This is a genomic window from Amycolatopsis sp. NPDC005961 (genome assembly GCF_040629235.1).
Taxonomy (GTDB): Bacteria; Actinomycetota; Actinomycetes; order Mycobacteriales; family Pseudonocardiaceae; genus Amycolatopsis; species Amycolatopsis camponoti.
Genome location: NZ_JBEXVF010000041.1, coordinates 24,685 through 49,264, shown reverse-complemented (window position 1 = coordinate 49,264; position 24,580 = coordinate 24,685). Strand labels below are relative to the sequence as shown.

The 24,580-nt window shown below is 71.2% G+C and carries 25 protein-coding genes; 14 read left to right on the top strand and 11 right to left on the bottom strand.

Annotation, left to right across the window (positions count from 1 at the left end; translation table 11 throughout):
- Positions 1 to 17 precede the first annotated feature (17 nt).
- The 3 genes from ABZ342_RS30675 to ABZ342_RS30665 form a co-directional block, all read right to left on the bottom strand.
- On the bottom strand, positions 18 to 1,514 hold the full coding sequence (locus tag ABZ342_RS30675; RefSeq protein ID WP_360480204.1) for a DUF1996 domain-containing protein: 1,497 nt from the start codon (positions 1,512 to 1,514) through the stop codon (positions 18 to 20).
- A gap of 365 nt (positions 1,515 to 1,879) precedes the next feature.
- Positions 1,880 to 2,677, bottom strand: a complete 798-nt coding sequence (locus tag ABZ342_RS30670; RefSeq protein WP_360480201.1) for a zf-HC2 domain-containing protein — start codon at positions 2,675 to 2,677, stop codon at positions 1,880 to 1,882.
- Between the two features lie 7 nt (positions 2,678 to 2,684).
- The gene (locus ABZ342_RS30665) at positions 2,685 to 3,248 is read right to left on the bottom strand and encodes a sigma-70 family RNA polymerase sigma factor (RefSeq protein WP_155542221.1); all 564 of its coding nucleotides are present in this window, start codon (positions 3,246 to 3,248) and stop codon (positions 2,685 to 2,687) included.
- A gap of 240 nt (positions 3,249 to 3,488) precedes the next feature.
- Between ABZ342_RS30665 and ABZ342_RS30660 the strand changes: the two genes are divergently transcribed.
- Genes ABZ342_RS30660 through ABZ342_RS30640 form a run of 5 tightly spaced genes read left to right on the top strand, consistent with a single transcriptional unit; the run spans position 3,489 to position 7,137 of the window.
- Positions 3,489 to 4,079 carry a hypothetical protein gene (locus ABZ342_RS30660; protein ID WP_155542220.1) on the top strand — a complete coding sequence of 197 codons (591 nt, stop codon included), beginning with the start codon at positions 3,489 to 3,491 and terminating at the stop codon, positions 4,077 to 4,079.
- Positions 4,063 to 4,863 carry a DUF4142 domain-containing protein gene (locus ABZ342_RS30655; protein ID WP_360480198.1) on the top strand — a complete coding sequence of 267 codons (801 nt, stop codon included), beginning with the start codon at positions 4,063 to 4,065 and terminating at the stop codon, positions 4,861 to 4,863. The genes ABZ342_RS30660 and ABZ342_RS30655 overlap by 17 nt, the downstream gene beginning before the upstream one ends.
- Entirely contained in the window at positions 4,856 to 5,473 is a 618-nt protein-coding gene (locus tag ABZ342_RS30650) for a ferric reductase-like transmembrane domain-containing protein (protein WP_155542218.1), read from the top strand. The genes ABZ342_RS30655 and ABZ342_RS30650 overlap by 8 nt, the downstream gene beginning before the upstream one ends.
- Position 5,474: 1 nt before the next feature.
- Positions 5,475 to 5,705 carry a ferredoxin gene (locus ABZ342_RS30645; protein WP_086675010.1) on the top strand — a complete coding sequence of 77 codons (231 nt, stop codon included), beginning with the start codon at positions 5,475 to 5,477 and terminating at the stop codon, positions 5,703 to 5,705.
- Positions 5,698 to 7,137: an FAD-dependent oxidoreductase gene (locus ABZ342_RS30640; protein WP_155542217.1), complete on the top strand. Its 1,440-nt coding sequence runs from the start codon at positions 5,698 to 5,700 to the stop codon at positions 7,135 to 7,137. Before ABZ342_RS30645 ends, ABZ342_RS30640 begins: the two co-directional genes overlap by 8 nt.
- A 546-nt stretch (positions 7,138 to 7,683) precedes the next feature.
- On the opposite strand, the gene ABZ342_RS30635 is transcribed toward ABZ342_RS30640, so the two are convergent.
- Positions 7,684 to 9,030, bottom strand: a complete 1,347-nt coding sequence (locus tag ABZ342_RS30635) for an MFS transporter (RefSeq protein WP_360480272.1) — start codon at positions 9,028 to 9,030, stop codon at positions 7,684 to 7,686.
- Positions 9,031 to 9,141: 111 nt separating this feature from the next.
- Here ABZ342_RS30635 and ABZ342_RS30630 point away from each other — a divergent pair, with 111 nt between their 5' ends.
- The 9 genes from ABZ342_RS30630 (at position 9,142) to ABZ342_RS30590 (ending at position 17,523) form a co-directional block, all read left to right on the top strand.
- Positions 9,142 to 10,032: a LysR family transcriptional regulator gene (locus ABZ342_RS30630; RefSeq protein WP_360480193.1), complete on the top strand. Its 891-nt coding sequence runs from the start codon at positions 9,142 to 9,144 to the stop codon at positions 10,030 to 10,032.
- 176 nt (positions 10,033 to 10,208) lie between these two features.
- A complete protein-coding gene (locus ABZ342_RS30625; RefSeq protein WP_155542214.1) occupies positions 10,209 to 10,652 on the top strand; it encodes a helix-turn-helix transcriptional regulator in 444 nt (147 codons plus the stop codon).
- 10 nt (positions 10,653 to 10,662) lie between these two features.
- Positions 10,663 to 11,073, top strand: coding sequence for a VOC family protein (locus tag ABZ342_RS30620; protein WP_155542213.1), 411 nt, complete (start codon positions 10,663 to 10,665; stop codon positions 11,071 to 11,073).
- A gap of 50 nt (positions 11,074 to 11,123) precedes the next feature.
- Positions 11,124 to 12,317 carry an MFS transporter gene (locus ABZ342_RS30615; RefSeq protein WP_360480189.1) on the top strand — a complete coding sequence of 398 codons (1,194 nt, stop codon included), beginning with the start codon at positions 11,124 to 11,126 and terminating at the stop codon, positions 12,315 to 12,317.
- Positions 12,302 to 12,550 (top strand): AraC family transcriptional regulator, encoded by a 249-nt coding sequence (locus tag ABZ342_RS30610; protein ID WP_360480186.1) that lies wholly within the window; start codon positions 12,302 to 12,304, stop codon positions 12,548 to 12,550. Before ABZ342_RS30615 ends, ABZ342_RS30610 begins: the two co-directional genes overlap by 16 nt.
- Entirely contained in the window at positions 12,547 to 14,922 is a 2,376-nt protein-coding gene (locus ABZ342_RS30605; RefSeq protein WP_360480183.1) for an excinuclease ABC subunit UvrA, read from the top strand. The genes ABZ342_RS30610 and ABZ342_RS30605 overlap by 4 nt, the downstream gene beginning before the upstream one ends.
- Positions 14,923 to 15,025: 103 nt before the next feature.
- Positions 15,026 to 16,045 (top strand): acyl-CoA desaturase, encoded by a 1,020-nt coding sequence (locus ABZ342_RS30600; protein WP_230862402.1) that lies wholly within the window; start codon positions 15,026 to 15,028, stop codon positions 16,043 to 16,045.
- A gap of 10 nt (positions 16,046 to 16,055) precedes the next feature.
- Positions 16,056 to 17,117 (top strand): MBL fold metallo-hydrolase, encoded by a 1,062-nt coding sequence (locus ABZ342_RS30595; RefSeq protein ID WP_360480180.1) that lies wholly within the window; start codon positions 16,056 to 16,058, stop codon positions 17,115 to 17,117.
- A 151-nt stretch (positions 17,118 to 17,268) separates the two neighbouring features.
- Complete coding sequence (locus ABZ342_RS30590) at positions 17,269 to 17,523, top strand: Smr/MutS family protein (protein WP_155542207.1); 255 nt, start codon at positions 17,269 to 17,271, stop codon at positions 17,521 to 17,523.
- On the opposite strand, the gene ABZ342_RS30585 is transcribed toward ABZ342_RS30590, so the two are convergent.
- The 7 genes from ABZ342_RS30585 to ABZ342_RS30555 all read right to left on the bottom strand — a co-directional run bounded on the left by ABZ342_RS30585 (position 17,524) and on the right by ABZ342_RS30555 (position 24,562).
- Positions 17,524 to 18,123: a hypothetical protein gene (locus tag ABZ342_RS30585; protein ID WP_360480177.1), complete on the bottom strand. Its 600-nt coding sequence runs from the start codon at positions 18,121 to 18,123 to the stop codon at positions 17,524 to 17,526.
- A gap of 118 nt (positions 18,124 to 18,241) precedes the next feature.
- Positions 18,242 to 19,390 carry a hypothetical protein gene (locus tag ABZ342_RS30580; protein WP_360480174.1) on the bottom strand — a complete coding sequence of 383 codons (1,149 nt, stop codon included), beginning with the start codon at positions 19,388 to 19,390 and terminating at the stop codon, positions 18,242 to 18,244.
- Positions 19,391 to 19,470: 80 nt separating this feature from the next.
- Positions 19,471 to 20,010, bottom strand: coding sequence for a 3-hydroxy-9,10-secoandrosta-1,3,5(10)-triene-9,17-dione monooxygenase reductase subunit (gene hsaB, locus ABZ342_RS30575; RefSeq protein WP_360480171.1), 540 nt, complete (start codon positions 20,008 to 20,010; stop codon positions 19,471 to 19,473).
- Entirely contained in the window at positions 20,007 to 20,918 is a 912-nt protein-coding gene (gene hsaC / locus ABZ342_RS30570) for an iron-dependent extradiol dioxygenase HsaC (RefSeq protein WP_360480168.1), read from the bottom strand. The genes hsaB and hsaC overlap by 4 nt, the downstream gene beginning before the upstream one ends.
- Entirely contained in the window at positions 20,918 to 21,763 is an 846-nt protein-coding gene (gene hsaD, locus ABZ342_RS30565; protein WP_360480165.1) for a 4,5:9,10-diseco-3-hydroxy-5,9,17-trioxoandrosta-1(10),2-diene-4-oate hydrolase, read from the bottom strand. Before hsaD ends, hsaC begins: the two co-directional genes overlap by 1 nt.
- Positions 21,763 to 22,926 carry a 3-hydroxy-9,10-secoandrosta-1,3,5(10)-triene-9,17-dione monooxygenase oxygenase subunit gene (gene hsaA, locus ABZ342_RS30560; protein ID WP_360480162.1) on the bottom strand — a complete coding sequence of 388 codons (1,164 nt, stop codon included), beginning with the start codon at positions 22,924 to 22,926 and terminating at the stop codon, positions 21,763 to 21,765. Before hsaA ends, hsaD begins: the two co-directional genes overlap by 1 nt.
- A 34-nt stretch (positions 22,927 to 22,960) precedes the next feature.
- Entirely contained in the window at positions 22,961 to 24,562 is a 1,602-nt protein-coding gene (locus ABZ342_RS30555) for an FAD-binding protein (protein ID WP_360480159.1), read from the bottom strand.
- Positions 24,563 to 24,580: the final 18 nt, after the last annotated feature.

Genomic DNA, 24,580 nt, shown 5'->3' with positions numbered 1-24,580 from the left:
TGACTGGTGCGGAAGGACTATTCCGCGCAGGCCTTGCCGGAGTTGATGCAGTTGACCAGGCGACCCATGATCTTGCGGCTCATCACGTTCGCGAAGTCGTCGTGGTCGGACCGCGGGTTGTGCTTTTCCTGGGCGAAGGCGTCCACTTTGTACTGGCCCTTCTGCTGGACGTCCTGCGGGACGTCGTAGACCAGCGTCACCTGCAGCTGGGGCACGTTCTTGAAGCCCTGCGGGCACTTGCCCTGCTGGTTCGCGAACACGATGTGCGTGCGGTGGTTCGCGCTGTCGGTGTTCTTGCCGTCCCAGCAGTTCGGGAAGGCGTGGATCCGCTCCACCTTGCTGCCCGCCGGGCAGATCGGGTAGAGGTCGGTCAGGCGGTCCTCGAACCCGGTGCAGGTCCAGCTGGGCCGGGCGTTGGCCGGGCCGTTGGTGCTCTGCTTGGCGTCACCGTAGAGGATCTTCAGGCCGAGCGGCATCGCGACGACGTTCTGCGCGCCACCGCCGATGAACTTCAGGGTCGCGGACTCCGGCTCGACGATCTCGCCGTCGTTGTCGCCGACCTCTTCGTTCGCGCCTTCGGGTCCGCCGAGTTCTTCGGCCGGCGGTGCGGCGGCCGAGCTGCTCTGGTTGCCGTTCTGGCCACCGTTGTTCTGGCCGCCGTTCTTGCCACCGTTGTTCTGGCCACCGTTCTGGCCGCCGCGACGGCGGTCCTGGGCCTGCTGCTGGTCTTGCTGGTTCTGCCCGTCCTGCTGCTGGGCACTCGCGTCACCGTTGCGGGTCGCGCCGCCACCGGTGTTCCGGCGCTTCTGCTGCTGCCCGTTCTGGTCCTGCGCGTTCTGGTCCTGCGCGTTCGGGTCCTGCTGGTCCTGGGCGTTCGCGTCCTGGCCCTGCTGGTCCTGCGCGTTCGGGTCCTGCGCGTCCTGGCCCTGACCGGCGGCGTCCGCGGCCTGGGCATCCTTGGCGCTCTGGTCCTGCTGGACGTCGCCGGTCTTGCCCTGCTGCTTCTGCTGCGCCTTCTGGTTCTCGCTCTCGTTCGCCGCGTTGTCTTCGCGGTCGATGCGGATCACGGGCCAGAAGTAAGCCGACTTGTCACCGTTCTTGCAGGTGGTGTCGCCGGCGAGCAGGCTCTTGAGGCTCGAGTCGGCGTCGGTCGTCACGTTGCCGACGTAGTCGTGCAGGTGCTGCGCGCCGTTCTTGATCCCGGGCTGCGCGATGAAGTTGTCCGGGTTGTGGTGCGCGCCGTCCGCGTTCGTTCCACAGTCGACGGTGAAGGACCCTTGCGCACCCTTCTTCTTCAAGGCCGCGTTGACGTTGTTGCCGGCGGGAACCTTGTTGATGTCGATGAAGAACGACGGGTCCGCGGGGTCCGCGCTCGCTTCGCCCGTGCGGCCCGTGCTGACCGCGACGGCGAGTGCGCCGACCGCGATCGCCAGGCCGATCGCGCCCATGGCGATCTTGGTACGGCGGGCGACGCGATGCTTGCCCGTCACGGGGGACCGAGAATTCCGGGCCATAGACTAGTTCACCTCGTTCGTTATTCCGGGCACGCCGAATAGCGCGGCGGCCCGGGCAAGAACTACCGTTGGTTGAGGTCGAGATCGCACGGAACCCGCGGGGAGCTCTGGTTCCGGCTGTCGGGATGCATCGGGGGATGCATTGGGGGATACGGACGTGAGCGGCCCGAGGTTCAAAAGCGACCAGCCCGTTATCTGTTCGTTATCAAGCGAAGCGCAACCGGACGCCATTTATCCAGGTCATGGCGGTGCGACCGCGGAAATGAAGTCTCGCTCATACCGTGAACCACGACTCGGCGACGCCCGTGGTTCACGACGACGGCACGCGGAACACCCGGCGGGGCGCCGGGTACGGGGAAGGAAACTCAGCGCTGCACGACGACGAGGACCGTGCCGTCGTCGCCGCGGACCTCGAACCGGGAGATCTGGTCCATCGCCAGCGAAACGGAACCCTGCAGCCGCAACGGTTCCGGTGAGCCGGGGATGCCGAAGCCCTTGGGCGGCACCGACCAGCCGGACACCACGCGGGCGTCGCCCGTCGTCGAGATGGCGAACAGCTGGCACTTCAACGGCCCGACGATGCCGCGCAGCTCGAGGTCGACGCGGCTGCCCCACTCCACCGGGGACACCGTGACGACGGCGCTGACCGCGGAGCCGCCGCTACCGCTGCCGCGGCCGTAGATCTGGCCGCCACCGGGCTGGCTCGGCGCGCCAGTGGACGGCGCCGGGACGCTCGTCGCCAGGACGCTCGTCACCGGCGGGGGCTGCTTGGTGCTCGGCGCCGAGAGCGACGCGGGCGGGACGGCGTCGGCCGGCCGGACCGCGAGGGTCACCAGCGGGCCGGCCACGACGAGGGCGGCGGCCGCGGCGCCGGCGATGATGCCGAGGCGCTTGCGGCGGCGGCGCTTGACCGAGGCCTCTTCCATCAGGCCGCGCAGCACGCGGGGCCCGGGGGCGAGGGTGCGCGGGCCCGGCGCGGGCATCGGGGGCTCGGGCCAGCTGCGCTTCACGAGGTCGAGGACGTCCGGCAGCTGGTAGAGCTCGATCAGGTCGAGCTGGCAGTGCGGGCAGTTCATGAGGTGGGCTTCGAACTGGGTGCTCTCGGCCTCGCTGAGGACGCCGAGCACGTACGCGGCGACGTCGGTGTGTGCGGACCCGGCCACCCTCAGTTCACCCCCGCTCACGCAGGGCCCGGCGCAGCGCGCGGACGGCGTGGTGGATGCGGGACTTGATGGTGCCCGGCGGTACCCCGAGGGTCGCCGCCACCTCGTTCACGGTGCGATCGCGCAGGTAGGTCTGCTGGATGGCCTCCCGCTGCTCGGGCGAAAGGCCCTGCAGCGCCTCGTAGACGATCATCGCGGCGAGCGTCCGGTCCGACTCGTCGGAGACCGCGATCGCGTCGGACTCGATCTCCTCGAGCTCCTGGGGGCGGACGCTCCGGCTGCGCCAGCCGTCGATGACGGTGCGCCGGGCGACCGTGAACAGCCACGCGCGCAGCATCTCCGGCTGGCGGTCGAGCTTGTCCGCGTTCCGCCACGCCTTGATCAGGGTCTCCTGCACGACGTCTTCGGCCCACTGCCGGTCGTGGCCGGTCAGCCGGAGCGCGAACGCCATGAGGGACCCGCCGAACTCCTGGTAGAGCGCCTTCGCCAGATCGTCATGGGCGTCGTTGGGCTCAACACCGACGACTTCATGATCTTCGACGGGTCTCAGCGCTCGAGTGTGCCGTCCCACGCGGGACATCCTGGTGGGCCGGACGGCGTACGTCTAGTACCAAATGCCGCAACGCGGGGGGCAAAACTTTTTTGAACCGTTTCCCGACCGTGTCCGTATCCCCTACCGAAGACCCCCGACAACGCGTTGTCCCCCGCAACGCTCCGCATCCACTCCGGACTGATTGTCCATTGTGGATCTTTCGCGCGCATTTTCGCCTCACCCCAGGCTACTGCGCGTAGTCATGCCCACGGAGGAGCAGTGATACGCATTCCCCGAACGGTGGTCCCCGCCGCCGTGTGCCTCACCGCACTCGCCCTGCTCACCGCCTGTACCGCCGGCGCGGCCACCTCGGGTGGCTACGCGGCGGGCGGCGGCGCCGGTATGCAAATGCCCGGTATGCAGGCCCCGATGACCCTCGCCATGCCGCAGCCCATCACGGCCAACCCGAACGACCCGATGAAGAGCCAGCTCAGGGGTGCGAAGACCTTCGACCTCGGCCTGATGCTCGTCGACGGAACCGGATACACGATCTACCGCTACGACCGCGACTCGACCAACCCGCCGCGGTCGAACTGCAACGACGCCTGTGCGACCAAGTGGATCCCCGTCAAGACCGGCGGTCCCGCGCCGATCGACGTCGACCAGTCGCTGATCGGCGAGCTCACCCGCGACGACGGCACCCAGCAGGCCACTCTCGCCGGCTGGCCGCTCTACCACTTCGTCGGGGACAGCGAGCCGGCCGACACCTCCGGTCAGGGTGCCGACCAGGCCTGGTACCCGATCGCGCCGGACGGCAAGAAGATCACCCTGACCCAGGACGAGTGGAGGACCAATGCTTTCGGCCTCTGAGTTCGCCGGTCCGGAGTTCGCCCCGCCGTCCTCGCCCGAGCGTTCCCGCCCGGTGGTCCGGATCCTGTTCGTGCTGGTCGCGGTGCTGACCCTGCTCGCGTCGGTGTCCCCGGCCTCGATCGCCCAGACGAGCACCGGCATCTCCCCCGAAGACGCCATCCTGCTGAACAAGGTCCGCCAGGCCGGGCTGTGGGAAATGCCCTCGGGCATGATGGCGATGCAGAAGGGCAGCCCGAAGGTCCAGGCGGTCGGCTTCGCGATCATGATGGACCACGGCCGGCTCGACGTCGCCACCCGCGCGTTGTCGGCGAAGCTCAACTCGCCGGTGCCCGACCAGCCGTCGGACGAGCAACGCGGCTGGCTCCTCGAAGAGATGAACGCGGCCCCCGGGCCGGCGTTCGACAGCGTCTTCGCCAACCGGCTCCGCTCGGCGCACGGCGCCGTGTTCGCCGTCCTCGCGCAGCTGCGCGCCGGCACCCGCAACGACGACGTGCGCGCGTTCGCGACCGTCGGCAACCAGGCCGTCATGCGGCACATGACGATGCTCGAGAGCACCGGCATGGTCGACTACACGGCGCTTCCCGCACCGGTCGTCTCCGCGACGTCCGCGCCCGCCGGGCAGCCGCTCGGCCTCGACACCTCGCAGATCGCCGTGGTGGGAGCGTTGTTCCTGCTGGTCGGTGGCGGTCTCTTCTACGTGCTGCGCCAGATCAAGGGCAACCGCGGCCGCGCCAAGGCGACGCGCCGGCCGGCCACCGTCAGAACCGGGGGCAGTGATGGTTGAGACCTGGCACGACGCGACGATCTTCCTCACGCAGCAGTTCCAGCCCAAGACGGACCCGGCGGCCCGCGGTCTCGCGGCGTTCGCCGCCCGCGCGTCCTACGCGGCGATGATGCTCACGCTCACCTGGGGCGTGCTCACCGCCACCGGCTGGGTGCGCTCGGTCACCGGCCGCAAGGCACTCCGCAGCTCCCACATGGTGCTCGCCACCGGCACGCTGATCTTCGGCGGCATCCACGCGCTGGGCTTCTTCTACCTGACGGTCCAGCCGTACAGCCTGCAGTACCTGTTCCTCCCCTTCCTGTCGGGCCAGGAGACCCGGCACAGCATCGGCATCGTCGGCTTCGAGGTCATGCTGGCCATCGCGCTCACCGCCGGCCTGCAGCGGTTCACCTCCTACCGCCGCTGGCTGTGGCTGCACCGCTGCGCCTACCCGGCCGTCGCGCTGACCGCGCTGCACGCGTGGTTCGGCTCGATCGCCAACGGCCACCTCGCGGTCGTCTGGCTGGGCGGCATCACGCTGCTCGTCCCGGCGGTCACGACGTCGCTGCTGCGGTTCATGCCGGCCCGGACCCTCGAACGCATCGGACTCGTGGAAGAGCAGGTGGCCTGACATGCCCTTCCGTTTGCCCGGTGGCGGGCCCCGGATCAGCGTCGACAACGACCGGTGCGAGCTCTACGGCATCTGCGCCATGGAAGCGCCGGACGTCTTCGACCTCGGCCAGGACGGCCGCCTGCGCTTCCACACGCGGCTGCTGGACGAAACCACGATCGAACAGGCGAAGATGGCGGCCCGCTGCTGCCCGATGCAGGCGGTCGTCATGAGAGGAGAGCTCGATGGCTGACGGCGACCGGATCGTCATCGTCGGTGCGGGTGTCGCCGGGCTGCGCGCCGCGGAACGGCTGCGGGAACAGAACTTCGACGGCGAGATCGTCCTCATCGGCGACGAGGCGCGGCGTCCCTACCACCGGCCGATGGTCTCCAAGGCGCTCGTCATGGGGACCGAACGGCCCAGCGACGTGGGCCTTTCGCACTACCTGCCGGACCTCGACGTGCACTGGCGCCTCGGCGCGCGGGTCACGCACCTCGACACCACCGAGCGGGTCGTGCACCTGCCTGGCGGCGAGTCCCTCTGGTACGACGGCCTGATCGCCGCGACCGGCGTCTACCCGCGGCACCTGCCCGGGTCGCCGCGGCACGACCCGCGCGTGCGGATCCTGCGCACGGTCGAGGACTCGATGGCCGTGCGGCGCTGCCTCAACGCCAGCAAGAAGCCGGCGGTCGTGATCGGCGCCGGCCTGATCGGCAACGAGTTCGCCGCGAGCATGCGGCACATCGGCCGGGACGTCACCCTGATCGGCCACGCGAAGGCACCGCTGCACCGCTTCGGCGACCGCGTCTCCAGCGGCGTCGTCGAGGCGCACCACGAGCACCGCGCGAAGCTCGCGATGAAGAGCGAAGTGCGGCACTGGATCAGCACGAAGGACACCGTCGGCCTGCACCTGACGAACAACCAGCTGCTGGTCGCCAGCGTCGTCGTGCTCGCCATCGGCAGCGTCCCGTCGGTCGACTGGATGCGCGGCTCCGGCCTCGACATCAGCGACGGCGTGCTCTGCGACTCGAAGCTGTTCGCCGAAGGCGCCTCCGATGTCGTCATCGCCGGGGACATCGCGCGCTGGCCGAACCTGCGGTTCGACGAGACCCCGCGGCGGGTCGAGCACTGGATCAACGCCGTCGAGTCGGCCCGGCACGCGGCGGACAACCTGCTGATGGGCCAGTCCAGCGCCAAGCCGTTCACCCCGCTCCCCCGGGCCTGGTCGACGCTGTACGACACGCGGCTGCAGATGTGCGGGATGCCCAGCCTGGCCGAGGACACCGTGACGCTGGCGGACGGCATCACCGGCTTCATCCGCGACGGACAGCTCGTCGGCATCTCCGCGTGGGACAAGCCCCGGGCGATGCTCGACTGGATGGCCGAGCTCGACCGCCGGCTGCCCGCACCCGACTACGTTCCGGAGCCGGAGCCCGCTCCCGCCGCCGTCGTGCCCGAGGTCCCGGCGGTCGAACCGTCGCTCGCCGCGCTGGCGGCCGAGGTGCCGCCGGAGTTCGAGAGCGGCTTCGACGAGCAGGCCTTCGAGCGCGAGTTCGAGAGCGAGTTCGCCAACGACATCCCCACGACGGCGTTCCCCGCGCTGGCGGCCCCGCCCACCACGGCGTTCGCCGCACAGCCCGGGGCCGCGGCGCCGCCGACCATGGCCATCCCGATGGGGAGGTAGAAAGCCGGGACGTGGCTGCGCGCGGCGGCCATCGTCCCTTGCCGGTCACCACATCCCCTCCGCGGCTGGGCGGTGTGGTGACCGGCCCCCCAACTGTGACAACCGAGGCTCCGCCTCGGGCCGGGGGCTCCGCCACCCGGAACCCCCGAACGGCAACTGTGACAACCGAGGCTCCGCCTCGGGCCGGGGGCTCCGCCACCCGGAACCCCCGAACGACAACTGTGACAACCGGGGCTCCGTCACCGGAACCCCAGAACAACAAGCGTCCCCCTGCCCGCCTCGCGTGTCGCGCACCGAGCGTCCGGCGGGCCAGGAGAGGGCCATCCCGAGGGAACCCGACGCCCCCGGGGTGGCCTTCTTCCGGCGCACCGGGCGGGGGCCCGGGGTCGAGCGCTGCGGTGGTCCCCACTGTCGCGGCGTGCACGTCCGTGCCGGCCTTTCCGGCGGAAGGGTATGCCGCCGGAAAGGCCGGCACGGTCGAAAGTCGGGTCGGGGTTGCACCGGCGAAGGCCGTCTCGAGGGAAACGGGAACCCTCGAGGCGGCCTTCACCTCGTCCTGACCCCTTGTGAGACCTTCGATTCGGCCACCACGAGCACGCCGAGCACCAGCACCACGATCCCGACCACCCGCAGCCCGGCGTCCGCGCCCGCGACGAACGCCGTGACGAAGTCGGGCCCGTGGCTCGCCGCGGTCATGACCGTGCCGATGACGGCGACGCCGAGCGCGCTGCCGAACTCCCGCGTGGTGGCCTGCAGCCCGGTGCCGACGCCGGCCCGGTCCGGCGGCAGCGAGCCGGCGATGACACCCGACAGCGTCGGCAGCGCCAGCGTCACCCCGATCCCGGTCACCACCAGCCAGGCCGCGTAGCCGGCGTACGGCGTCGTCGTGTCGCTTGTGGACAGTCCGAGCAGGCCGCCACCGACGAACGCGAAGGCCAGCGCCACGGTGGTGTCGAGGCCGATCCGCCGGGCCAGCGGGCCGGCGTGGCGGCCGCCGGCGATGATCGGGACGGTCAGCGGGATGATCCCCAGCCCGGTGCCCAGGACGCCGAACCCCTTGGCGTACTGCAGGAACGACGCGTTGACGTAGAACAGCGCGAACATGCCGAAGAAGATCGTCGTCATCCCGAGGCAGGCGCTGCGCAGGCCCGCGATCCGGAACAACCGCGGGTCCAGCAGCGGGTGCGCGGCCCGCAGTTCGACGAACGTCCACGCCGCGAACAGCACGGCCGCGCCGGCGAACCCGGTCACCACGACCGCGCTCCCCCAGCCCGCCTCCGGGCCCTGGACGATGCCGACGAGCAGCGCGACCGAGGCCCCGACCAGCAGCACCGTGCCGAGCGGGTCCAGCGCGCGGTCGTGGCGCGAGGACACCGGAGCCGTGCGCGCCACCAGAGCGGCGGTCACGAGGGCGAGCGGCACGACGGCGGCGAACAGCCACCGCCACGAGCCGGCCGTCAGGACCAGCCCGCCGCCGACGTTGCCGAGGACGCCGCCGATGCCGGTCATCGACGCCCAGGTCGCGATGGTCGCGGCCCGCTTCTCCGGCGGCACGGCGTGCAGCAGCACGGCGAGCGAGTTCGGCAGCACCGCGGCGGCGCCGACCCCGGTGAGCGCCCGGCCGGCTAGCAGCGGGACGACGTCCGGCGCCACCGCCGACAGCAGCGCGCCGGCGGCGAACAGCCCGAGCCCGGCCAGCAGGACGCCCTTGCGGCCGAACCGGTCGCCCGCCGCCCCGGCCGGGATAACCAGGCAGGCGAAGACGATGACGTAGGTGTCGACGATCCAGACCAGCGCGGACGCCGACGGGTGCAGCGCGCTCGCGGCGAGCATCGGGACGGCGAGGTTGACCGCCGCGACCATGCCGACGACGAGCACGACGCAGGCGCACACGATCGTGAGCAGGCCGGTTCGTTTCTCGAGGTGCATGAGCCCGACGGTAGGAACCGCCTGCCGTAGCGCGCCACGCAACTTCGGCAATACAGAGTTGCGTACGCTGCAACTATGTCCGATCAGCTCGACCTCAACCTCCTACGCGTGTTCGACGCTCTGCTGCGGGACGGGAGCGTGACGGCGGCGGCCGAGCGCCTCCACCTGTCCATCCCGGCGACGAGCCGGGCGCTGGCCCGGCTGCGGCGCGCGATGGGCGACCCGATCCTCGTGCGCGCCGGCCGCGCGATGGCACCGACACCGTTCGCGCTCCGCACGGCGCCGAGGGTGCGGTCGCTGCTGGAGGAGGCGGCGGCCCTGGTCAACGTGGACTTCTCGGTGGCCGGTCTCGAGCGGACGTTCACGATCCGCATCAACGACGGCGTGGCGGCGACCCTGGCGTCGGCGGCGGTCGAAGCGACGGCGGCGGCCGCGCCGGGCGTCACGCTGCGTTTCGTCGCGGAGGGCAGCGAAAGCCCGGAGGCGCTGCGCGACGGCTCGATCGACCTCGACATCGGCGTCGGCGACGCTCCGGCCCCGGACATCCGGACCACGGTGCTGTACCGCGAACAGCTGGTCGGCATCGTCCGGGCCGACAGCCCGCTGGGCCGCGGCCGCCGTCCGACCCCGGCGCAGCTGTGCCGCCACCCGCACGTGGCGGCGTCCCGGCGCGGCCTGGCCCGGGGTCCGCTGGACGAGGCGCTGGCCGCGCTCGGCCTGCGGCGGCACGTGGCGGCGGTGGTCCCGACGTCGGCCGTGGCGACGCTGCTGGTGGCGTCGAGCGGCTACGTCGGCATGGTCCCCGGCCGGCTCGCCGAGCAGCACGGCCCGGCGCTGGGCCTGCGCTGGTTCCCGATGCCGGTGGAGCTGCCGGAAACCGACGTCCGGCTGTACTGGCACGCCCGCCTGGACGCGGACCCGGCCCAGCGCTGGCTGCGCGACACGATCGGCGACACCCTCCGCTGACCGTGTCGACCCTCCGATCACGCGTGATGCCTCCCCAACCACGCTCGATGCCTCTCGGCGCACGTCCGATGTCGTGCGGAAACGGTCGACACGCGTGATCCGAAGGACGACACGCGTGATCCGAGGGACGACACGAAGCTCTCCGCCGGAGCTGTCCGGTGTGGCACGATTCAAGCGTGACCAGCACCGCCGCCTCGGCCCAGTACCTGCGCGACCTCGCGCTGCTGCGCCGGGTCCGGGACCGGATCGACCGGGAGTACGCCCAGCCGCTCGACGTCGAAGCGCTCGCGCGGGGCGTGAACATGTCCGGCGGCCACCTCAGCCGGCAGTTCCGGAAAGCGTACGGAGAGTCACCCTATTCGTACCTGATGACGCGGCGGATCGAGCGGGCGATGGCCCTGCTGCGCAAGGGCGAGCTGAGCGTCACCGAGGTCTGCTTCACCGTCGGCTTCTCGTCGCTGGGTACCTTCAGCACCCGGTTCGCCGAGCTGGTGGGCGTGCCGCCGAGCGTCTACCGCGAGGAGCAGGCCGAGGCCACCCTGGGGATGCCGGCGTGCGTGGCCAAACAGGTCACCAGACCGATCAGGAATCGAGAAGCGCGGCCCTCGGCCGCCACCTAGGGTCACCGTCATGGACGTCACCATTCACTCGAGCTTCCTCCCCCACACCGACCCGGAAGCGTCGCTCGCCTTCTACCGCGACCTGCTCGGCTTCGAGGTCCGGATGAACGTCAAGTACGGCGAGATGGCCTGGATCACCGTGGGTCCGCCGAACCAGCCCGACACCGCGATCGTGCTGGCGCCGGCGACCGCGACCCCCGGCCTCACCGACGACGAGCGCCGCACCATCAACGAGATGATGGCCAAGGGCACCTACGCCGGCATCAACCTCGCCACCAAGGACCTCGACGCGCTGTTCGCGAAGCTCGAAGCAGGCAACGCCGAGGTCGTCCAGGAGCCGGTCGACCAGCCCTACGGCGTCCGCGACTGCTCCTTCCGCGACCCCGCCGGCAACCTCCTGCGCATCCAGGAGCTGCGCTGACCGAGGTCGCGGTCGCCCGGAGCTATCGCGAGGTCCTGCGGGACAGCCGGGTGGCCGGCCTGCTGCTCGGCGACCTGCTGGCCAACGTCGGCACCGGCATGATCATCGTCGCCATGCCCGTGCAGACGCTGTCCCTGCACGGCGGCGTGCCGAAGGCGATCGCGATCGGGCTGGTGGAAGCCGCGCCGTTCGCCCTGTCGACCGTGCTCGCGCTGGCCATCGGCCTGGGCCGGGTGCGGGTCCCGCCGCGCACCCTCCTGGTCGCCGACTGCGTGCTGCGGTCGCTGACGTTCGCGACCCTCGGCGTCCTGTCCGTCACCGGCACGCTCACCCTGCCGGTGCTGTTCACCGGCCTGCTCTTCGGCGCGACCTTCCGGCTCGCCGGGTCGAGCAGCCGCCGGCTCCTGGCGACGTCGGCCGCGGGCGAGGCCGGCCGGTTTTCGGTCAACGGCCTGCTCGGGCTGAACACGACGTTCGCGCTCTACATCGCCGGGCCGGTGCTGGGCGGGCTGGTCGTCGCGACCGCGGGCGCCGGCTACGCGCTCTTCTTCGACGCCGGCGGCGCCCTGATCCTGCTCACGGCCACGCTGCTGTCCGTGCCGCGGGACACCGGGGGCCGGGACGCGCTGCGCGAGCCGAAGACCTCGGGCTGGCGGATCCTGCGCCGCCGCCCGGTGGCCGCGCGGCTGCTCGTGGTCGAGTTCTTCTTCAACTTCCTCTACATGCCCATCGAGGTGGCGCTCCCGCTGTACGTCAGCGGGACGCTGCACGCCGGCGCGTCCGGGCTGGGGCTGCTGTGGGGCGCGCTGGGTGCCGGCGCGTTCGTCGGCGCGGCGCTCGTCGGCCGGCTGCGCAACCTCCCGCAGCGGCCGCTGCTGGTCGCGATCATCGGGCTGTGGGCGCTGTGCCCGATCGCGCTCGCGGTCGTCGGCGACCTCCCGGCCGCGCTGGTCGTCTTCGCGCTGGGCGGCCTGGTGTACGCGCCGTTCACGCCCGTCGCGTACAGCTTCCTGCAGTCCGGGCTCGCTCCCGGGGAACAGCAGCAGGTCGTGACGCTGTGGACGACCGGGGCCACGGTGGCCGCCCCGCTGGGCCTGGCCCTCGGCGGTCCCCTGATCGAGCTGACTGGCACCACCGGCGGGCTCGTGCTCTCCGGGGTGCTGACGCTCCTGCTGCTCCCGATCGCGGCCCGGGCGGTGCTGGGCCGCACCCAGGAAAGGGGACCGACATGTGCCTCAGCCTGAAAGCCGCCGCGCACGAGCACTTCCGCGAGCTGGCGCTGCTGCGCCGGGCCCGCGACCGCATCGACCGCGAACCGGCCCTCGACGTCGAGGCGCTCGCCCGCGGCGCCGGCATGACGGCCGGGCAGTTCCTCCGCCGCTTCCGGGACGCCTACGGGCAGTCCCCGCACGCCTACCGGCGGGCCGCCCTGGCGGCCCGCACGCTCACCTTCGACCGAGTGCTGGAGACCCGATGACCAAGCCCACGAGGAAGTCCGCGCCGCACGTCGCCGACAGCCACGACCTGATCCGCGTCCACGGCGCGCGCGTGAACAACCTCAAGGACGTACATGTCGAGCTGCCGAAGCGCCGCCTGACCGTGTTCACCGGCGTCTCCGGCTCGGGCAAGAGCTCGCTGGTGTTCAGCACGATCGCCGCCGAGTCGCAGCGGCTGATCAACGAGACCTACAGCACCTTCGTCCAGGGGTTCATGCCGACGCTGGCCCGGCCCGACGTCGACGTGCTCGACGGGATCACGACGGCGATCATCGTCGACCAGGAGCGGATGGGTGCCAACCCGCACTCCACGGTCGGCACCGCCACCGACGCGAACGCGATGCTGCGCATCCTGTTCAGCCGGCTCGGGCAGCCGCACATCGGCTCACCGCAGGCGTTTTCGTTCAACGTCGCTTCGATCAGCGGCGCGGGCGCGGTCACCATCGAGAAGGCCGGGCGCCAGATCAAGGAGCGCCGCAGCTTCAGCATCACCGGCGGCATGTGCCCACGCTGCGAGGGCCGCGGCAAGATCAACGACATCGACCTGACCGCGCTGTTCGACGAGAACAAGTCGCTCAACGAGGGCGCGATCACGATCCCGGGCTACAGCATGGAGGGCTGGTTCGGCCGCATCTTCCGCGGCTCCGGCTTCTTCGACCCGGACAAGCCGATCAAGAAGTTCACCAAGAAGCAGTTCAACGACCTGGTGTACAAGGAACCGACCAAGATCAAGGTCGAAGGCATCAACCTGACGTTCTCGGGACTCGTCCCGGCGATCCAGAAGTCGATGCTGTCCAAGGACGTCGACTCGATGCAGCCGCACATCCGCGCGTTCGTCGAGCGGGCCGTCACGTTCACGACGTGCCCGGACTGCGACGGCACGCGGCTGTCCGCAGAGGCCCGGTCGTCGAAGATCGACGGGATCAGCATCGCCGACGCGTGCGCGATGCAGATCAGCGACCTCGCCGGCTGGGTCGGGAAGCTGGCCGAGCCGTCGGTCGCGCCGCTGCTGGACGCGCTGCGCCGCACCCTCGACTCGTTCGTCGAGATCGGGCTCGGCTACCTCTCGCTCGATCGTCCTTCCGGGACGCTCTCGGGCGGGGAGGCCCAGCGCACCAAGATGATCCGGCACCTCGGGTCGTCGCTCACCGACGTCACCTACGTCTTCGACGAGCCGACGATCGGGCTGCACCCGCACGACATCCAGCGCATGAACGACCTGCTGCTGCAGCTGCGGGACAAGGGCAACACGGTACTGGTCGTCGAGCACAAGCCGGAGGCGATCGCGATCGCCGACCACGTCGTCGACCTCGGCCCCCGCGCCGGCTCCGACGGCGGCGAAGTCGTCTTCGAGGGCACGGTGGACGCCCTGCGGAAGAGCAAGACGCTCACCGGGCGGCACCTGGACGACCGCGCTTCGCTGAAGCCGTCGGTGCGGTCGCCGTCGGGCTTCCTGGAGGTGCGCGGCGCGTCGACGCACAACCTCCAGGACGTCGACGTCGACATCCCGCTCGGCGTCCTGACCGTCGTGACCGGGGTGGCGGGCTCGGGCAAGAGCTCGCTGATCCACGGCTCGGTGTCCGGCGGCGAGGGCGTGGTGACGGTCGACCAGACCGGCATCCGCGGCTCGCGCCGGAGCAACCCGGCGACCTACACGGGCCTGCTGGAGCCGATCCGCAAGGCGTTCGCCAAGGCCAACGGCGTCAAGCCCGCCCTGTTCAGCGCCAACTCCGAAGGCGCGTGCCCGAACTGCAACGGCGCCGGCGTCGTCTACACCGACCTGGGGATCATGGCCGGCACCGCGACGCCGTGCGAGGTCTGCGAAGGCAAGCGGTTCATGGCGGAGGTGCTGGACTACAAGTTCGGCGGGCGCGACATCAGCGAAGTCCTCACGATGTCGGTCGCCGAGGCCACGGAGTTCTTCGCCGGCGGCGAGGCCCAGCTTCCGGCGGCGCACAAGATCCTGACGCACCTGTCCGACGTCGGCCTCGGCTACCTGACGCTCGGCCAGCCGCTCACGACGCTGTCCGGCGGCGAGCGGCAGCGGATCAAGCTGGCGACGCACATGGCGGAAAAGGGCGGGATCTACGTCCTCGACGAGCCGACGGCGGGCCTGCACCTGGCCGACGTCGAGCAGCTGCTGGGCCTCCTCGACCGACTTGTGGACTCGGGCAAATCGGTGATCGTCATCGAACATCACCAGGCGGTCATGGCCCACGCGGACCGGATCATCGACCTCGGCCCGGGCGCGGGCCACGACGGCGGTCGCGTCGTCTTCGAGGGCACCCCCGCTGACCTGGTGAAATCGCGCAAGACGCTCACCGGCGAGCACCTCGCGGAGTACGTCGGCTGATCAAGGAGCCCCTATACCAGATTCGGCGGTAGGGCAGGCCCCCGGAATGTGCCGGGGGCGCTCCGGGTTCCGCGACGAACCCCTACCAGGAAGACTGCTGCCGGTGACCACAGAGAACCTCGTGCACACCGGCAGCGACTTCGCCCGGCTGAGCCAACGCATCTCCGCCGCCGGCCTGATGGCGCGCCGCCCCGGCTACTACACCGCCCGGTTCGCCATCGTGGGCGGGCTCTTCGCCGCCGGGTGGGTCGCCTTCGCGTTCCTCGGCAACTCGTGGTGGCAGCTGGCCGTCGCGGCGTTCCAGGCCGTCATGTTCGCCCAGATCGCCCTGCTGTCCCACGACCTCGCGCACAAGCAGGTCTTCCGCCGCCGGCGGCCCACCGAGATCGCCGGGATGCTCGTCGGCAACCTCGGCATCGGGATGAGCTACGGCTGGTGGATGGACAAGCACACCCGCCACCACGCCAACCCGAACCACGAGGAGCTCGACCCCGACGTCGACCCGGACATCTTCGTGTGGTCGAAGGACCAGGCCCGGAACGCGGGCGGGGTCGCGCGGTTCATCGGCAAGTACCAGGCCTTCCTGTTCTTCCCGATGCTGACGCTCGAAGGCCTCAACCTGCACGTTTCGGGGATCCGCGCGGTGGTCAAGCCGGGCCTGCGCCGCCGCTGGGTGGAAGCCGCGCTGCTCGCCACGCACGTCGTCGTCTACCTCGGCGCGCTGCTGCTCGTGCTCTCCCCCGGCATGGCGCTGCTGTTCTTCGTGATCCACCAGGCGCTCTGGGGTGTCTACATGGGATCGATCTTCGCGCCCAACCACAAGGGCATGCCGACGCTGACCGGGCAGCCCCAGCTCGACTTCCTCCGCAAGCAGGTGCTGACCTCGCGCAACGTCCGCGGCGGCCTCGTCACCGACGTCGCCCTCGGCGGCCTCAACTACCAGATCGAGCACCACCTGTTCCCGAGCATGCCGTCGCGGCACCTGCGGCTGGCGCAGCCGATCGTCCAGGGCTACTGCGCCGAGCTGGACATCCCCTACCTGCAGACGAGCCTCGTCGAGTCCTACCGGCAGGCCCTCACCCACCTGCATGAAGCTGGGGCACCTCTCAGGAACCCTTCGTAGACTCGGAGACATGAGAAAGACGATCGCCGCCCTGCGCGACCTCCCGGCGGCGTTCGGCGCGAAAGCCACCGGCGCGCGGGCCGAACGCGTCCGCACGTCACCGCAGTTCGACGGCAAGGTGTTCCGCAACGCCGCGCCCCGGCTCCCGATGACCGCGGCGTCGATGCGGACCATCTTCCGCGAGATGTTCTTCGGCGAGCACCGCGAACTGCGCAAGCCCGCCGGCGCGGTTCCGCTGGTCGCCGCTTCGCCGGTCGAGTCGGCCGAGGGCCTGCACGTGACGTGGTACGGCCACGCGTCGGCGCTGATCGAGCTGGACGGCGCCCGCGTGCTCCTGGATCCGGTGTGGAGCGACCGGGTGTCGCCGGCGGCGTTCGCGGGCCCGCGGCGGCTGCACGAGCCGCCGGTGGCGCTGTCGGGGGTCGGCCGGGTCGACGCCGTCGTGATCTCGCACGACCACTACGACCACCTGGACCTCGCGACGGTCCGCTCCCTGGTCGCGTCGACCTCGGCGCCCTTCCTGGTGCCGCTCGGGGTGGGCGCGCACCTCGAACGCTGGCACGTCCCGGCGTCGCGGATCATCGAGCTGGACTGGCACGAGGAAGCGACGGTGGCGGGCGTCCGGTTCGTGGCGACGCCGGCCCAGCACTTCTCCGGCCGTGGCATCACCAACGACAGCACCCTGTGGACGTCGTGGGCGCTGCTGGGGCCCGCGCACCGGGTGTTCTACAGCGGCGACACGGGGTACTTCGACGGTTTCGCCGCGATCGGCGAGGAGCACGGCCCGTTCGACGCGGCCCTGATCCAGATCGGCGCGTACGCCCCCCAGTGGTCCGACATCCACATGACACCGGAGGAAGGCGTCGCGGCGGGCATCGACGTGCGGGCGAAGCTGCTGATCCCGGTGCACTGGGCGACGTTCCAGCTGGCGATGCACCCGTGGGGCGAGCCGGCGGACCGGGTGTGGCGCGAAGCGAAGGCGGCGGACCTGGCGCTGGCGATCCCCCGCCCGGGCGAGCGCGTCGACGTGACCGAGCCGCCGGCGGTCGACGGGTGGTGGCAGGCCCTGTGACGGAAGAGCCGACACCCGTGATCAGCGAGCCGACACGCGTGATCAGAGCGACGACACGACTTCGATCCGCCGTGTCGACCCCGCAATCACGCGTGCCGACCCTTCGATCACGCGTGTCGGCTTCGCAAGCACGTCGGCGGCGGGAGCGCGTGTGAAGCTGAAGCTGGACCTCCACGACATCTACAACCGCGGCGGGGAGATCGACCGGGCGCTCAAGGCGATCATCGACGAGGCCGTCGCCAAGAAGGCGCCGCTCGTCGAGATCATCCCGGGCAAGGGGTCGGGCCAGCTGAAGAAGCACGTCCTGCGGTTCCTCGAGCGCAAGGACGTCAAGGCGCTCTACCACCGGATCGAGAAGGACAAGGACAACTTCGGCCGGGTCTTCGTGCACTTCCGCTGGAAGTGATCAGAACCGGCTGTCGTGCCGCGCTTCGGCCCAGGCGCGGTCCCACGCCGCCGAGTGGAGGCGGCTCACCGCGAACCGGCCGATCCCGTACAAGCCCGCCAGGGACCCGGTGATCGCGACCCACAGCAGGATCGCCGCGAAGACGCCGTCGGCCGCGGAGGTGGACGGCGAGAGCGGCTCGTTCGTCAGCTCGCCGCGCTGGTCCAGCCACACCGGCACGTGCGTGCCCACCGGGCTGCCCGCGTCGGCGAGGACGTCGCCCGTGTGCCGGACGCCGCGCGCGTCGAACCAGGCGGCCTGGACCGTCGTCTGGTCGGCCGGGGCACCCGCGCCGTCGCTGCTGTAGCTCTGGTTGGGCGCCGCGGCCAGGGACACCGCCGTCGCCGGGTGGCGGGTGGTGCGTTCCTGGGCGGCACGGGCGGTCTGCGCCGCGTAGGTGTCGGACCCGAACGCCGCCGCGAACGGCAGCGCCAGGAGCGCGCCCGCGAAGACCAGCGCCAGCAGGGCGGCCTCGACGCGATCGCCGAACCTGGTCAGCGGGTTGCGGCCGGGGTGCAGCCGACGCCGGAACCGGGTGATCCGTCCGCTGGGCCCACGCATGCGCGACTCACTCCTCCCGGAAAGACGTCATCTCGATAACAGTGTGCGCGCGGGGGCTCGACTTTTTCTCGTGAATGGGATGCGGCCCACCTGTGAACCGCGCACAACCACCCGGACGCTAACTCGACGCGATCGCCGACCACAGCGCGTGAGCGATCTGCGGTCCGCAGACGTCGGTGTGGCCGCGCACGAACCGGTCGGCGAGCAGGTTGTGCGGGACGCCCGGCCGCCAGCGGTAGCTCCCGCCGACCGGCAGCAGCTCCGCGGTGACGGCTTCGGCGGTCCGCTGCGCGACGTTGCGGCCGAGGCCGCCGTAGGGGCTCGACGCGTCGCCGGCCGCGGAAGCCGGCCGGCCCGCGATCCGGGACGCGAGGGCGTAGGCAACGCCGACCTCGAGGTCGTTGGCGGTGTGCGTGACGAGGATCGGGCCGGTCACGACCCGCTCGTCCAGGACCCGGCGGAACGCGCCGGGCTGCGGGCCGGCCTCGCCGTCGTCCCAGCCGGCGGCGAAGGCGTGGTGCGAGAACGTCGCCTGCAGCAGGGTCAGCGTCGCCAGCGACCCGGCCGGACGCGCGTCCGCGGCCGCGGTCACCAGCCGTCCGCCGAAGCTGTGGCCGACGAGGTGGATCTTCGGGCCGTCGAGCGTGGCCAGCAGCGGCGCGAGGCCGCGAACGCCGATGTCGCCCGCGCGGGCCTTCATCTCGTAGTAGGCGAGGAAGTCGAGGAGGCCGGCCGCCGCGTCGGCGAACCCGGTCGCCCCGAGGCGGTCCATGACGGTGCCGCCGGGGAGGGTGAACAGTTGCGTCGAAGCGTCTTCGCGGTCGTCGGCGCCACGGGCGGCCACCGAGAGCAGCGCGGCGGCGAACGCGGTGCGCGCGGTCGCCCGGACGGTCAGCGCCGGCACGAGGTCGGCCGCGGCGTCGATGGTGAGCCGTTGGCCGGGCACGAGGTCCCGCAGCAGGTCGAGACGCTCGGGCAGGCCGGCGTCCGGTTCCGGTCCGGCGAGCTTGCGCGACGGCCACAGCACGCAGGCGAAGGCGATCCGGCGCCCGGGCGCGCCACCGGACACCGCGCGCATCGACCCGGCCAGCGCCGAGTAGAGCAGCCGCGCGACCAGGGGGTCGTCGTTCCAGCCGTGGGTGAGGACGACGAGATCGGTGACGCCGGGATCGGCGGCGAGCGCCCGCACGGCGGCCCCCCGGTCGCCGACGAGCTCACCCGCCCGGTCGAACTCGACCTCGGCGGCCGGGAACCCGCACAGCTGCACGGTGGTCCTCCTCGGGCGACGACTCCCGGGAAGTCGCCCGCAACCCGGCGGCTGTTACTCGAAGCGGCGCGTGCGTCCTCTCAGAGCCAGTCGTCCGGGCGCGGCCACGGCATCAGCGCCGCCAGGGCGTCGCGGGCCGGCTCGGTCACCGCGTACCGCCCCCGGTGGAACAGCAACGGCCGGGCTTCCGACGGCGTGCCCAGCGCCGTCACGCGGCCGATCACCACGTAGTGGTCACCCGCCTCGTGGACCGCCTCCAGCTCGCAGTCGATCCACGTCAACGCGCCGTCGAGCAGCGGTGCTCCGGACGGTGCCGGGGTCCAGGCGACCCGGGCGAACTTGTCCTCGCCGCGGGCGCCGAACACCGCGCTGATCTCTTCCTGGTGCTCGGCCAGCACGTTGACCGCGAACCGGCCCGCCGCGGCGAGCACCGGCCACGTCCGGGACGTCCGCGCCGGGCAGAACAGCACCAGTGGCGGATCGAGCGACAGCGCCGCGAACGACTGGCAGGCGAACCCGGCGAGGGTGTCGCCGTCGCGGCCGGTGACCACCGTGACGCCCGTGCAGAAGTGGCCGAGGACGCTGCGGAACGCGGTCTGGTCGACCGCCATCGCGGTCATGCGCCCGAAGGCCGCGCGCCGACCGAGAAGTCGTGCCCCCACAGGGAAACCGCGGTGCTCTCGCGGGCGATCCAGTTCTCGTCGTCGACCTGACGGCCCTCACAGCCGAACTCGACGTCGAAACCGCCGGGGGTCTTCATGTAGAACGACAGCATCAGGTCGTTGACGTGCCGGCCGAGCGTGGCCGACATCGGCACCTTCCGCCGGATCGCGCGGTCGAGGCACAGCCCGACGTCGTCGGTGTTCTCGACCTCGACCATCAGGTGCACGATCCCGCTCGGCGTCGGCATCGGCAGGAACGCGAGGCTGTGGTGGCGCGGGTTGCAGCCGAAGAACCGCAGCCACGCGGGCGGGCCGTCGGCGGGCCGGCCGAGCATCTGCGGCGGCAGGCGCATCGAGTCGCGCAGCCGGAAGCCGAGCACGTCGCGGTAGAACCGCAACGACGCTTCGTCGTCCTTTGTGGACAGGACGACGTGGCCCAGCCCCTGCTCGCCGGTGACGAACGTGTGCCCGTACGGGCTCACGACGCGCCGGTGCTGCAACGCGACGCCGTGGAACACTTCCTGGGTGTTGCCGGACGGGTCGTCGAAGCTGATCAGCTCGACGACGCGCCGGTCGGCCAGCTCCTCCGGCGTGCCCTCCTTGTAGGGCACCGAAGCACTGTCCAAACGCGACCGCAGCTCGGCCAGCTCACCCGCGTGCGCGACCTCCCAGCCGGTGCGGGCCAGCCGGTCCGCAGGCCCCGGCGAGATGACCAGCCGCGCCGGGAAGTCGTCCATGCGCAGGTACAGCGACTCCGGGTCGACGCCCTTGCCTTCGACCATGCCGAGCACCTTGAGCCCGTATTCGCGCCACGCGGCCATGTCGGTGGCCTCGATGCGGAGGTAGCCCAGTGACCGGATACCCATCAGGAACTCCCGAGGAAGTCGAGGGTCAGCCGGTTGAATTCGTCGAACTTCTCCAGCTGGGCCCAGTGCCCGCAGCCGCCGAACACGTGCAGCTGCGCGCGGGGGATGGTTTTCAGGGCGAGGATAGCGCCGTCCAGCGGGTTGACGCGGTCCTCGCGGCCCCAGATCAGCAACACGCGCTGACGCAGCCGGTGGGCTTCGCGCCAGAGCATCCCCTCTTCGTACGTGCCGGGCTGCGCGAACGACCTGCCCATCGCCCGCATCGCGGCGAGCGACTCGGGGGTGTTCGCCGCGGCGAACCGGTCGTCGATCAGCTCGTCGGTGATCAGCCCCTGGTCGTGGACCATGATGCGCAGGAACGCTTCCATGCGTTCGCGCGACGGCTTGGCCGCGAACCGCCCGAGGTTCTTGACGCCCTCGGTCGGGTCCGGCGCGAACAGGTTGACGCTCAGCCCGCCCGGCCCCATCAGCACCAGCCGCCCGGCCCGCTTGCCGTGGTTCAGCGCGAGCCGCACCGCCGCTCCCCCGCCCAGCGAATTGCCGACGAAGTGGGCGCGCTCGATGCCGAGGACGTCCATCAGGCCGACAACGGCGTCGGCGCTGTGGCGGAAGTACTGCGGGTGCTCGGTCGGCTTGTCCGAACGGCCGAAGCCGGGCTGGTCGACGGCGATCGTCCGGTAGTGCTTGGCGAACTCCGGCAGGTTGCGGCCGAAGTTGCTCCACGCCGACGCGCCGGGCCCGCCGCCGTGCAGCAGGATGACCGTCTCGGGGTGTTCCGCACCAGCCTCGTGGTAGTGCAGTTTCAGCGAGCCGGCCTCGACGTACTTGCCTTCCGGAGCGGCCATCAGTACATCGCGTTCTCGACGGGCAGCCCGAAGGCGCCGGTGCCGAACATGACGTACGCGCGCTCGGCGTCGTTGGCCGCGTGAACGCGGCCGGCGTGCGCGTCGCGCCAGAAGCGCTGGATCGGCGTGCCGCGCTGGATGGCGCGGCCGCCGGAGTTCTCGAAGAGCCGGTCGATCGCGGAGATCGCGCGCTCGGTGCCGCGCACCTGGTCGCGCCGGACGCGCAGCCGCAGGTCCACGGGCAGCCGTTCCTCGCGCTTCGCGAGCTCGTAGAGGTCCTCGATGTTGCGGGTCAGCTGCAGCCAGGCGGCGTCGATCTCGCTGGCGGCCTCGGCGATCCGCACCTTGGCGAACGGGTCCTCTTTGGACTGTTCACCGGCGTACGCGGCCCGGACCCGCTTGCCCTGGTGTTCGACGTGGGCGTCGTAGGCGCCCTGCGCCATGCCGATGATCGGCGCGGTGATCGTGCTCGGGTGCACCGAGCCGTAGGGCAGCCGGTACAGCGGCCCGGGGTTGACGAGCTGGCCCGGCACCTTGCACTTCGACGTCGCGATGAAGCTCAGCGCGCGGTGCTGCGGGACGAAGACGTCCTCGACGACGATGTCGTTCGAGCCGGTCCCGCGCAGGCCGACGGTGTCCCAGACGTCCACGATGGCGTAGTCCGCGATGGGCAGCAGGTACGTGCAGAAGTCGACGGGCTTGCCGTCCTTGAACGCGGGTCCCCCGAGCAGCACCCACGTGCAGTGGTCGCAGCCGGAGGAGAAGCTCCAGCGGCCGGACAGCCGGTAGCCGCCGTCGACGACCTCCGCCTTGCCCATCGGGGCGTACGACGAGGAGATCCGCACGTCCTGATCCTCGCCCCAGACCTCCTGCTGCGCCCGGTCGTCGAACAGCGCCACGTGCCACGGGTGGACGCCGAGGATGGAGGCGACCCAGCCGGTGGACCCGCACGCGCTCGCGATCAGCTTGACCGCGGTGTAGAAGCTCACCGGGTCCGTTTCGAGGCCGCCGTACGACTTCGGCTGCAGCATCTTGAAGAACCCGGTCTCCTGCAGGGCCTTGACGGACTCCGCGGGGACGCATCGCGCGTCCTCGGTGTCCTGGGCCCGTTCCCGCAGGACCGGCAGGAGGTCCCGGACCCCGGCGATCACCTGCTCACTCATGCGCAGTCCTCTCTCGGTTCCACTTCCGAGAAGACTAGAACACGTTCTCGTTTTTGTCGAGAACACCCTGCGCCAGGGCACTGTTGATCCCTGCTCTACGGCCGGAAAACACGCAGTCGGCCAGGGACAGCCCGCTCACGTACGACCTGGAACAGATTCCCACCGCGGTGCGACCGGCCGCGTACAGCCCGGCGATCGGCTCCCCCGCCGCGCTCCGCACCGCACCGGTGTCCTCGTCGACGACCAGGCCGCCGAGCGTGAGCATCGGCGTCGGGTAGCCCAGGTTGGGCCGCACCGAGATGTCGATGAGCGAGAACGGCGGGTGGTCCAGCCGCCGCCGGAACTCCTCGGGCTTGCCGACCGGATCCGAAGCCCCGCGGTAGGCCTCGACGCTCGCGCGCAGCCCCTGGGGATCGACCCCGGCCTTGCGCGCCACCTCTTCGACCGTCGCACCGGTGACGCGGCCGCGGCGCAGCAGGTAGCGCAGCTGGAGCCCCTGGAACCACTGGCTTTGCGCCTTGGTGTCCCGCCGCGCGTCCGCCACGATCGGCGCGTCGACCAGCAGCCAGCCCTTGCTCTCGTGGTCCTCGATGAGCTTCTCGCCGACGGCGGCGCCGTACCGGGACTCGTCGATGACCCGCCGCCCGCCCGCGTCGACGATGATGCCGCCGAGGAACGCGCTGGGCGGCGTGACGAACCGCCACGCCGAGATCCGGCCCAGCTCGCCGGTCGCCGCCCCGGCTTCCACGCCGAGCCGGATGCCCGAGCCGTCGTCGGCGGACGTGCCGAGCGGGAGGCCGCCGCGGTAGGCGGGCGCGTGCTCGCGGACCATTTCGCGGTTCGCGATGAACCCGCCGGCGGCCAGCACGACCCCACGCCGGGCGGTGATCCGCAGCTCACGGCCGTGTGCGCGCTCCAGCCGTTCGACGCGGCGGTGCAGCGACTTGCGCAGCGAAGGCACGTAGATCCCGGGTTTCGCGGAGTACCGCGCGAGCCGCCGGTGCCGGGCCCGCACCCGCGCGGGGGCGTCCCGCAGGGTGTCGGCGACGAGCCCGGTGACGCGGCCGTCGTCGTCCCGGATCAGGCCGCGGGCGTTCGTCTGGGTCAGCACCCGGATGCCGCGCTTCCGGACGGCCTCCTGCAGGCGCGTCATCAGCATCTTTCCCGAGGTCCCGGGCCCTTTGACGCGGTGGCCGCGCGGGGCGGGCTTCGCCGCGTCGCGGAAACCGCCCGCGGCTTCGCTGCCGGAGTAGTACAGGTAGTGCGCGTCGCTCGGGTACGACGTCTTGTAGGGGCACAGGCTGCCTTCGAACGGCACGCCGTTGCCCTCCAGCCAGGTGATCATCTCGCGGCTGCCTTCGCAGAAGCGCCGCAAGGTCTTCTCGGCGACGACGTCCCCGGTTTCGAGCCGCAGGTAGGCGTACATCGCGTCGACCGAGTCGTCGACGCCCGCGTCAAGCTGCTGGGCGGTCCCGCCACCCGCGTAGACCACGCCGCCGCTCACCGCGCTGGCGCCACCGCCGCCGAACCGCTCGACGAGGATGACGTCGGCGCCTGCGTCGGCCGCTTCGAGGGCGGCGCAGGCGCCGGCCGCTCCGAACCCCACGATGATGACGTCCGCGACGAGTTCGTCCATGGTCACCACCCTAGAACT